Source organism: Bacteroidales bacterium (assembly GCA_018334875.1).
In the GTDB taxonomy this organism is placed as follows: domain Bacteria; phylum Bacteroidota; class Bacteroidia; order Bacteroidales; family UBA12077; genus JAGXLC01.
In genome coordinates this window covers 1-9,309 of the sequence record JAGXLC010000155.1, presented here as the reverse complement: position 1 = coordinate 9,309, position 9,309 = coordinate 1, and the positions used below count along the sequence as shown (strand labels likewise).

Annotated in this window: 9 protein-coding genes; 1 reads left to right on the top strand and 8 read right to left on the bottom strand. The window is 40.8% G+C overall.

All coding sequences use genetic code 11. From position 1 onward, the window contains the following. Nucleotides 1-618 (top strand): hypothetical protein (locus KGY70_12485; protein ID MBS3776001.1); only part of this gene is annotated, 618 nt, incomplete at its 5' end. Nucleotides 619-852: 234 nt separating this feature from the next. Here KGY70_12485 and KGY70_12480 read toward each other — a convergent pair. The 8 genes from KGY70_12480 to KGY70_12445 form a co-directional block, all read right to left on the bottom strand. Next, nucleotides 853-1,587, bottom strand: a complete 735-nt coding sequence (locus KGY70_12480) for a YIP1 family protein (protein MBS3776000.1) — start codon at nt 1,585-1,587, stop codon at nt 853-855. Between the two features lie 69 nt (nt 1,588-1,656). Continuing rightward, the gene (locus KGY70_12475) at nt 1,657-2,730 is read right to left on the bottom strand and encodes a polysaccharide deacetylase family protein (GenBank protein MBS3775999.1); all 1,074 of its coding nucleotides are present in this window, start codon (nt 2,728-2,730) and stop codon (nt 1,657-1,659) included. 46 nt (nt 2,731-2,776) lie between these two features. Then, nucleotides 2,777-4,513, bottom strand: coding sequence for a glucosaminidase domain-containing protein (locus tag KGY70_12470; protein MBS3775998.1), 1,737 nt, complete (start codon nt 4,511-4,513; stop codon nt 2,777-2,779). Nucleotides 4,514-4,945: 432 nt separating this feature from the next. Next, a complete protein-coding gene (locus tag KGY70_12465; GenBank protein MBS3775997.1) occupies nt 4,946-5,584 on the bottom strand; it encodes a hypothetical protein in 639 nt (212 codons plus the stop codon). 35 nt (nt 5,585-5,619) lie between these two features. Further along, nucleotides 5,620-5,979 carry a response regulator gene (locus KGY70_12460; GenBank protein ID MBS3775996.1) on the bottom strand — a complete coding sequence of 120 codons (360 nt, stop codon included), beginning with the start codon at nt 5,977-5,979 and terminating at the stop codon, nt 5,620-5,622. Nucleotides 5,980-6,189: 210 nt separating this feature from the next. Then, the gene (locus KGY70_12455) at nt 6,190-7,260 is read right to left on the bottom strand and encodes a sigma 54-interacting transcriptional regulator (protein MBS3775995.1); all 1,071 of its coding nucleotides are present in this window, start codon (nt 7,258-7,260) and stop codon (nt 6,190-6,192) included. 512 nt (nt 7,261-7,772) lie between these two features. Further along, the gene (locus KGY70_12450) at nt 7,773-8,030 is read right to left on the bottom strand and encodes a hypothetical protein (protein ID MBS3775994.1); all 258 of its coding nucleotides are present in this window, start codon (nt 8,028-8,030) and stop codon (nt 7,773-7,775) included. Continuing rightward, nucleotides 7,975-9,228 (bottom strand): PPC domain-containing protein, encoded by a 1,254-nt coding sequence (locus KGY70_12445; GenBank protein MBS3775993.1) that lies wholly within the window; start codon nt 9,226-9,228, stop codon nt 7,975-7,977. Before KGY70_12445 ends, KGY70_12450 begins: the two co-directional genes overlap by 56 nt. Nucleotides 9,229-9,309 lie beyond the last annotated feature (81 nt).

The following is a 9,309-nucleotide window of genomic DNA, read 5'->3' as shown; positions in this document are numbered from 1 at the left end:
AAAATTACCATCATGGAAAAGAAAAGAGAAATTTACGAAAAACGGTCAGAAATTTTAACAAAAAAGCTGCTTTCCAAAATGTATGATATGGAAGCCAATTACCTGGAAGCGAAAATGAATGCCCGGAAAAACCTGGACGAAATCAATAAAGAACTGAGCAATTGGGAAGAACAAATTAAAAACCTTGATGAAGAAAAGGAGAAATTAAACACCCTTTACCAAAACATGATTGACTCTTCTCAGGAAAAATGGAATGAAGCCGCAACTGCTTTTGAAGAATATGCCGAGAAGGTTAATGCGGAAAAACAAAATTTTTACGAAAGAACCCAAGGCTGGTTGAACGACCTGGGTGCATGGATAACCGATCTGGAAGACAGGGCAAAACAATCATCGGGTCAGCTTCGCGACCAGTTGTTTAATCAGGTGGATTATCTGAAAAAGCAACAGGAAAATCTCAGGAACAAAGCCGGTGATCTACAAAAATCCACAGGGGAAAACTGGGAAAAGCTCAGCACAAACATCAGCAATGAGGTAAATACCATGAAATCGACGATCACTAAAGCTTACCAGCAATTTTTCCCCTCCGGAAAACAGGAAAAAGGTACTTCAGAATCCTAACCCGAATCAATCAGGAATAAAAGCGGACAGAAAGTTCCGAAACATTTCCTGCAAGAAGGAATGGTTTAAAAAACAGCAAGGGTGCATGCCCGATTTTTTCCAAGCACCCTCTTTTATTTCATCCGGCGACTGATGGATTGCGGTTTTATGTGAATCTAGGTACCCGGATTTACATCTGGGCCTACAAAGATGTCATCCGGCAGCTGCCGGTCGGGTAATAAGTGATGTTCTGGTTTACGGAATTCCGTAGGAATGAAATATATTTTCTTTCTCTTTTGGAAAAAATTGGGAATGCACCCTTGCCTTGCCACGGACTTCATCTTCCCCATTCATCTCACGGACCATCTCCCCCCTCTCCCGTTCAATCCTTTCATTATACTTCATCACAGCATTTCGTGCAAACAAAACAGCCACCAGGAACAATACCAACAATCCCGCGAGAATATAAGAAATGGTCCTGGCAGCTTTGCTTTCCGCTTTCAGAATAACCGTAAGTGCAATATAAAGCATATAGACCCCATAAAGATTAACTCCCAGGCTGATCACCGCTCCAAGAACATAACTAATGCCATCAAAAAATCCCAGAAAGGCATTGACAGGAAGAAGGACCATAATGGCTGCTGCTATCCGCAAACAACTGTCAAAATCCCTGTTTCCATCAGAAATAGCCGAAATGATCAGAATAATAAAGGCTCCGATAAAAAGGCCTATGACGGCTCCGAAGATGGTACTAAAAAAACCTACAACGCCTACATCCCCGCTAAAAACACCCTCCGTGATACCTATAACATCCAGAAGGCTCCATAGCAGAATGAAAAGGCCGGATAAAACACCATACAGGAATGTTTGCAGGATGGGTTCTTCCCACCCCCCTTCTGTCTCCATGGATGAGAAGTATGTTTTGGGCTTAAAGAGTACCTGCCTGGAATCATGATATAATTTAGTGATATTAAAACGTTTATCACTCATAAGCATAAAATTATGGGTCAATCATGATTCAAAATAACAAAAATCTATAAAAGCAAACAAACCGGTGCACTATTCCCCGTATTGGGTATTTACCCAAAGATGCGAATACCAGTGCCACTCGCTCCCTGACTTTGAGGGGGCGGTAATGGTATACAAAGTACGCCGGGTTTGGAGCTTTTCAGTAGACTGTACGGTAAGAGTAAAACGGGAGTTGTTCTGCCGGGAGACAGTACAGATTTTTCTTCCGTTAACAAAGCACTGAATGTGATTCGTATTGATCTTATCCGGATCAATTTGAAGCGTTAACTGAGGAGGATTGGTGTTTTTAATTTCCGGATTTTCAGGTTCTTTTTTTATAACAGGCAAAGCTTTCATCCGGGCTTTGGAACGAAATTTACTGATCTCCCCATAGTTTGAATTCATGGGAAACCTGGGCAAGGCATACACATCACTCCCCGTCCGGATGACCCCGGATTTTTGCGCAGCACCGGCCTGATAACCGTTTTCCCTCAAAATATTCTGTATATCCGGATTGTATTCTCCGTAAGGATAACAGTAAAAGTCCGGTTTGTAGCCAAGCTCCCGTTGAAAAATTTGCTCCGCCTGAGCAAGGTCTTTCTTAAATTCTTCCCGCGTGCGTTCATCAGAGTAGTTCAAAAAATGATCGTGGGAATGGGAATGGTTGCCAAATTCATAACCTTTATCTTGCAGTGCCCGTATGTCATCCCAGGATAAATAGCCGGATTTGCCTACATATTGAGTGCATAAAAAAACAGTGGCCGAAAAACCATATTTTTCCAAAAGGGGGACCGCATCTGTCTTAAAAGATTTGTACCCATCATCCACTGTCAATACTACGGTTTTTTCGGGAACCTTATCCGAAGACTTCAGCTTGTCCAAAGCTTCCCCAAATGTTAACACTGTATAATCGTTTTCATGCAGAAACTTTAAGTGTTGTTCGAAAAGCTCGGTATCAATATTCGTGGAAGGATACTTTTGTTCTCCAAACCGATGATAAGTAAAACAATTGAGGTGATTTTCCCCTGTACTTTGTGCCGGTAAAGACCTCGATTGAAGCAACAATCCGATAACCAGAACGAAGAAAAACAAAAATGATGACTTGAGTTGATGTTGATTATTCATAAAACCGATAAGCTTAAGGATTAAAAGTTATATTGTGTGAAAAATTTTATTCTGTTTTTAGAAACGCCGGATCAATCTGGTAATCATCATATTGTACCAAATCCGACTTTCGCATAACCGTTTTTAGCCGGTCAATATACTCCTGGCCCATCTCACTGTACCGAAACAAATATTCCACCAGCTCATAGGGGTCATCTGTTCTTTGTCGGGCTTTACGATATTCATCATAAGGGCCTTTGGCTATTACTTTGTAATAATCTATAATGCTGGCTGACAAATTTCCGTATTTTCTTACATATATCGGAGTGCCATTCCGTGTTCCAAGGGCGCGTATCCTTGATTCATTCGAATTAAATGACCAGACACCAAAGGTATTGTTTGCTGCTACAAAAAACCTGGAACTGCCCCAACCGGTTTCCAGGGCAGCCTGAGCCAGCATAATGCTGTTCGGACGTGTAATCAGCTTCACATTCAGTAATTCTTCTATATCATCGGCCCTCCAGTCTTTTAGCTGTTTCTGGAGAAATACACTGTCCGAGGGGGATAGGGGTTGGTTTTGTGCTTTGCTTTCCTGAATGGCAGAAATTCGTTTCCGGGTTTGCCGTATACCATAGGAAGCCGTTAAAACCGAAGGAAGCAACATATCCAGGAATTTCTTCTTCCGCTCCTCCAAAGGAAGATACTTCAGATCGATCACGTTGGTATAAACATTGGGTACGACATATTTGCTGTCGACCTCGATAATCGACTCAGGACCGGTGATTTCCCTGTACTGGACGTCAACACTTCTCGATTGTATCTTTTTAATATGCTGTGCATCGGAAGAGACAATATTTTTTTCTCTTTCGGTTTGGGCTTTTAGTATAGCCCGCATTTCATCCCTGGTTAATATATTAATATAAGAAGAGTCAATCTCCCAGGTATCGTAGCGGGTTAGATTATTCCTGCGTATGACATTGGCCAGCGTCTGAATGTATTTTTCACCGTATCCGGGAGCATAAGCATCAAGATATTGCACCAATTCCAAAGGATTGTCGGTAGTTTGCCGGTTTCTCTGAAAAGGGGCCAACCGGTCCGCACGGTTTATATTCCGAAAATAATCCACTACAGAAGCCGGCAGGTTATCGTATTTTTTTAAATAAACGACACTCCCGTCTTCAGCGAATGTTTTAAGCCGGGCTTCGGAAGAATCAACTGACAAGACCTGGAACGGATTGTTGGCTTCCGAATAACTCCGTGCACTGCCCCAGTTTGATTCAACAGCAGCCTGGGCCAAAATAATGCTGGTGGGATGGGTGCTCAATCTATCCATTAGTTCACCGGTTGTTTCAGCACCGTACTTTTTTTGCTGTTGCTCTATAAATGCCTGTTTCTTTTCCAAATCAAATTCCTCCATAAGGGAATCTTCAGACATTAATATTTCCAATACTTTTCTCTGCTGATCCAGATAAAATTTGGTGATCAATATCTGAGGAAGCATCTGGGCAATGAATACCTGCTTCTGATGATCCTTTTCCATGTATTGAGTCGAAAGAAGCTGGTTATATACCACCGGCTTCACATCTCTTTCCTGAAGGGGCTTTATCTCATCAGGAGAATTTACGGTTTTGCGCTGAACCGAGAGGGTTTTCCGTGCCATTTGATTCAACAGATCATGCTCAAATTGAGCCATAAACCGTAATTCTTGCTGGGAATAACTTTGATAAGGGTCCTCGTCCGTTTGATCTCCGCAACTGAAAAGGGTGATCAGCACTATAAAAAAGGCCGGTCGGAAAATGCTCATAGAACTCTTATTTTAATTTTTTATAAGACCATTTATGAGCAATGAACTAATAACAAAATAATTTATTGCATCTAAATTAATTTTAATGTTTACAACACCGGGAAAATGACAAGAACAGGCTTTTGGAGGAAGGATTTGATGGAAATTATAAAAAATCTTACAGTTTTGACAGGCAATACCTAACCCGAATTATTCTTAAATAATTAATTGTTGTTCAAGTTTATTAGAATTCTGTAATACAATATCATATTGCTGCAAAGCTTAAGTAATTCAAATCAATCTCCATTGAACCCGCATGTTCTTCATCTTCATGTAGCAAAACTCAGTAGATGCGGGTTTCTGACGCTTTGAAAAGGCCGGTTTTTCTAATGCGGGGTTGCCTTGCTCCGCTGAAGCTTCGCGAAGGCGAGCCTGCCCGCCGAAGCTTCCAGGCTAAAAATGGAAACCGATTCCGGTGCTTACATTGAATGTTACGCCGGTAGAAGCCTCTGGCAGTAATTGTCCGTCAATCCGGACCGCCTCCATATTATCTTTGAAGAAATAAAAACCACCACTGACAGAAGTGTTGAGATACATATTATCCCAAACATCTATTTCCAGACCAATTCCCAAATAATGCTCAATGGTGTTGATGGTATGGCGGGAATTTTTCATTAAATCTATACTCCCATTTCCCTCATAAACAGGGTGGTTTAAATAATTCTCAGGCATGTTGCTGTTGTACACAAACCTGTAAAACAGATGGGGCCGCAAAGCATAGGATTCAGGCTGATAGACTTCTCCATCTTCAGTCTTATTTAAGAAATACCGGTGCTTAAAAACAAAACCCGATACAGCTTTGAACTCATTCATCAGAATACCCATTTCAAAAGTCCTTCTCTCTTTCTGGTACTGACCGCTCATCACCGTGCGGTTAAGTACCAGTCCGTTCATATTCTGACTGATATTTGTACCATAGAAGGATTTAAGCTCCTTTTCCTGTGTATCAAGCTGGCCGTATGCTGACAGGTAACCCAGGCTCAGCATAAAAATTAAAGCGTACTTGACCCATTGATGATTTGATTTTATCATTTACGACACCTCCGAAATTTTATTTTAGTAATTTATTAGCAGGCCGCTGTTGCCTTTTGAATGCTCTCTATCAATTTGTCTGAATCGATCGGTTTGGTATGGTACTCCGCAACCCCCCAATCTAGAATTTTCTCCCGAACATCCCTGGATTCCACTGCAGTTATGACCACCACAGGTATGTTGATATGCTTCGCCTTAAGCGCCTTCAATATTTCAAATCCACTTTTATCCGGGATCATCAGATCAAGAAGGATGACATCGGGCTGATAATCCTCTATATACTCCTCAGCTTTTTCACCCTCTATCACCGACAGACTCTCAAATCCATGTGCGGCCAGCAAATTTTCCATTAACATGTTATTGACTGTCGAATCATCTATATTCAAAACTTTCATGATCTTTTTCTTTCCTGTTTAACTTAATACCAATTGTTGTACCAAAGTTTATAGAATCCTGAAAAACAATTCGTTTAAGTGAACCCATAAATGGCAAACAAAAAATACTTTGTGAGAAAACTTACAATTTCGGTGTTTCTTTCGGACCGATCTTGTAAGAAATTACACAGAATGCATGTGCAACATTTCGGAGGTGTCAAATCGTGCATATCAATCCGTTTTATATCGGTTATACAATTGTTCGCGTTTCAGTCCAAGAAATTGGGCGGTCTTGCTTTTGTTGCCCCCGAATTTCTCCAGGGCTGCCCGCACAATATCCATGGTAAAAACTTCCAGATCAAAAGGTTCTTCTAACAATTCATCGATAATTTCCCGTTTCGATTTTTTTTCCGGTTGCCACTGGGTGGAGAACGACCGGGTATTCATTCTGTCCAGCTCATCTTTTGTTTGAAGATGTTCAAACCTGATGGTATCTCCTTCAATAAATACCATGATCTGGGTTATAAAATTCTGGAATTCCCGGATATTACCGGGCCAGTTATAGAGGTACATAAATTTTAGCACTTTTCCCTGAATGTACCGCACATCTTTTTTGAAATCATGATTTAACTGCTTAACAAAGAATGCAAGCAGGGGCAGAATTTCCTCTTTCCGTTGCTCCAGCGGAGGTATATCTACTTTTACCACATTAAGCCGGTAGTAAAGATCTTTCCTGAGCGTTCCCCGGTCCACCATTTTTTCCAGATTATTATTGGTTGCAAATATCATCCGGCAGTTGACCTGTTCCTTCCGGTTGCCGCCCATCGGGTAGTATTCCTTCTCCTCCAGAACCCGTAAGAGTTTGGCCTGAAGATCGGTATCAACCTCACTGATCTCATCCAAAAATAGCGTTCCCTGAGATGCCTGTCGAATATACCCGTGATGACCACCCTTGCTGGCTCCCGTAAAAGCACCTCCCTTGTAACCAAACAGCTCCGCCTCGAACATTTCCTTATTCATGTTGGTGCAGTTGATTGCAATATATTCCCCGGAGCTCCGGTCAACCTCATAATGCATGAATTTTGCAGCCAGCTCCTTCCCTACCCCGGTGGAACCTGTTATCAAAAGAGGAACATCCGTGGTAGAAGCCAGTTTTTTTAAATCATCCAGCATAGTTTTCATCTTTCCGGAAAAAACCCGGAAATTCCGTAAATACGTACTCTGAAATGTATATTCAGAAGAAGGCAGGAGTTCATCAAGCTCCAAAAACGCTTCATCGGCAAGGTCCAAAGGAGATTTCATAACACTGGTTTTTCTTCAAGTTTAACGAAAGGATTTTAATGTACATAAAATTCCAAAATATTACAAATTTAACCAGAATTCCCTGAACAGTTTTCTCCCGAATTATTTCCACCGCAGCCAAAGCTGCAAACGAAATTAATTGTCTCACGCTGATTTCGCTGATCCGTCAGAGCCGGACAAGTAACCGCTGATTAATATATCGTTTTCCGTTAATGGATATTAAATCTGCACGATCCACCCTATGCTTTTACCTTTCCGGGGCTTCAACCCCTGAGGAATCTTGCCCCGGCCAGGGTGCAAACAGCAGTAGCACCAGGTTACCCCCTCCATTCCCGGCGCCTCGTCAGAGCGCGCGATAAAACCAGCCTCTAAAAAGCATTCCCGGAACAAAACCACAGCAAAATACTCAGGATACTATCAGGAATGTAAAAAATGAGGGCGGATAAATATACCCACCCTCAGAAGGAATATAAAGCTCTTTATCCAGATCAAATTCAAAGACCGCTCCGGGATCAATTGTAATATCTGCTGAGCTTTCCGTCGTCCCTCAAACCGATAGCGGACTTCTTTTCTATAAAATCATGGAAAGTCATTGCATTGCCTGCGGCGTATTTTATGTCTGAATAAGAAATGATATTACGGCTGTCAGTTGAGGTAATAAAAATAGACCATTTACCCCGGTCAACATAAAAACCGGGGTAAATGGTAAAATAATCATTGTTCAATGGAGAGGGTATAATCTCCACGATCTCCTCCAAAAATTCCTCCACCCCAATGGCCTCTTACTTTCAAATAATATATACCGCCATCTTTAGCTTCGATATCTCTCATATCATCACTGCTTACATTTAAATCTGCCCCTGGGCTATTTGAGGTAGAATAATCATTTCCTGATTCATCTTCAATTTCAAAGTATACCTCAAGATCTTCATCCAGATCTGTAAAACTTAAAGTAAATGGTTCATTACTTGTAGATTCAAACATATACCAATCCAGATCTCCATTGTCTTCATCAGTATATATTATTGCCCCCTGAATATCCAAGATTGAAGTAGTACCTAAATCATATACATCATCACGCGTATCATTAAATTCATACTCGTCATTCGCATCAAGATTTGCTATATCCAGAGTATAATCCCCTGATTCTGAATCTTCCTCCCAGCGGTCTTTAACTTCAACATAATAGGTTCCACCAGAAGTCGGAAGTTTGACTTCTGTCAGGTTAGCGCCAGGTGTACTTGTATGTTTGCTGAAAACTTCTTCTCCTTCTGAGTTATAAACAGCTAAGTTAATTTCCATGTCCTCGGCAACATCTGTCACGTCAAACTGAACATAATCCCATATGCGTTCATTCTCTGTAGTAAATTTAAACCAGTCTTGTTCATCACCAGAGACAATTACCCCTTTAACTTCCTCTGCAGGTAATGTACCTAAATCATGAGCCTCATCCCGGGAATCATTAGGAGCATATTCATCATTGTAATCCAGATTACTTACATTTAAGGTATATTTTCCTATCTCACCACCCCAGCGGCTTTTAACTTCAACATAATAAGTTCCGCCTTTGGTTTCAAATGTGGAAGTTAAACTGGCCCCAGGGGTATCTGAGTGATCATCAAATACTTTCTCGCCATTTTCATCGTACACGATGATTTGGATTTCAAGGTCTTCTGAAACATTACTGACATCAAATTCTACCTTGTCCCATTCACCAGTGTTCTCAGTTTGAAATTCATAAAAATCAACATCATCTTCTGGAAATATTGTAGCTTCAATATCCGTAGAAAGATCAATTGTAGCACTTTCATCACGTGTATCATTTGATTCATAATCATCTGCCTGAAAAGGCTTAACTTCGTCCTCTGCTTCATCTACTAAATCACATGAATGAAGTGAAAAAATGATAAGCAAAACAGGCAGACCATAAATAATAACTAATTTTTGAATGAATTCTAGTTGTTTCATAAAATATTATTTTAAGAGTTAAAAATTACAAAATTAAAGATTCATGCTAACGGAGTAACTCATTAGTAAGCTTATAAGAGG

Excerpts from the sequence above, each read along its gene's own strand:
- KGY70_12480 (MBS3776000.1), bottom strand. The coding sequence starts at position 1,587 with ATGAGTGATAAACGTTTTAATATCACTAAATTATATCATGATTCCAGG.
- KGY70_12475 (MBS3775999.1), bottom strand. The coding sequence starts at position 2,730 with ATGAATAATCAACATCAACTCAAGTCATCATTTTTGTTTTTCTTCGTT.
- KGY70_12470 (MBS3775998.1), bottom strand. The coding sequence starts at position 4,513 with ATGAGCATTTTCCGACCGGCCTTTTTTATAGTGCTGATCACCCTTTTC.
- KGY70_12465 (MBS3775997.1), bottom strand. The coding sequence starts at position 5,584 with ATGATAAAATCAAATCATCAATGGGTCAAGTACGCTTTAATTTTTATG.
- KGY70_12460 (MBS3775996.1), bottom strand. The coding sequence starts at position 5,979 with ATGAAAGTTTTGAATATAGATGATTCGACAGTCAATAACATGTTAATG.
- KGY70_12455 (MBS3775995.1), bottom strand. The coding sequence starts at position 7,260 with ATGAAATCTCCTTTGGACCTTGCCGATGAAGCGTTTTTGGAGCTTGAT.
- KGY70_12445 (MBS3775993.1), bottom strand. The coding sequence starts at position 9,228 with ATGAAACAACTAGAATTCATTCAAAAATTAGTTATTATTTATGGTCTG.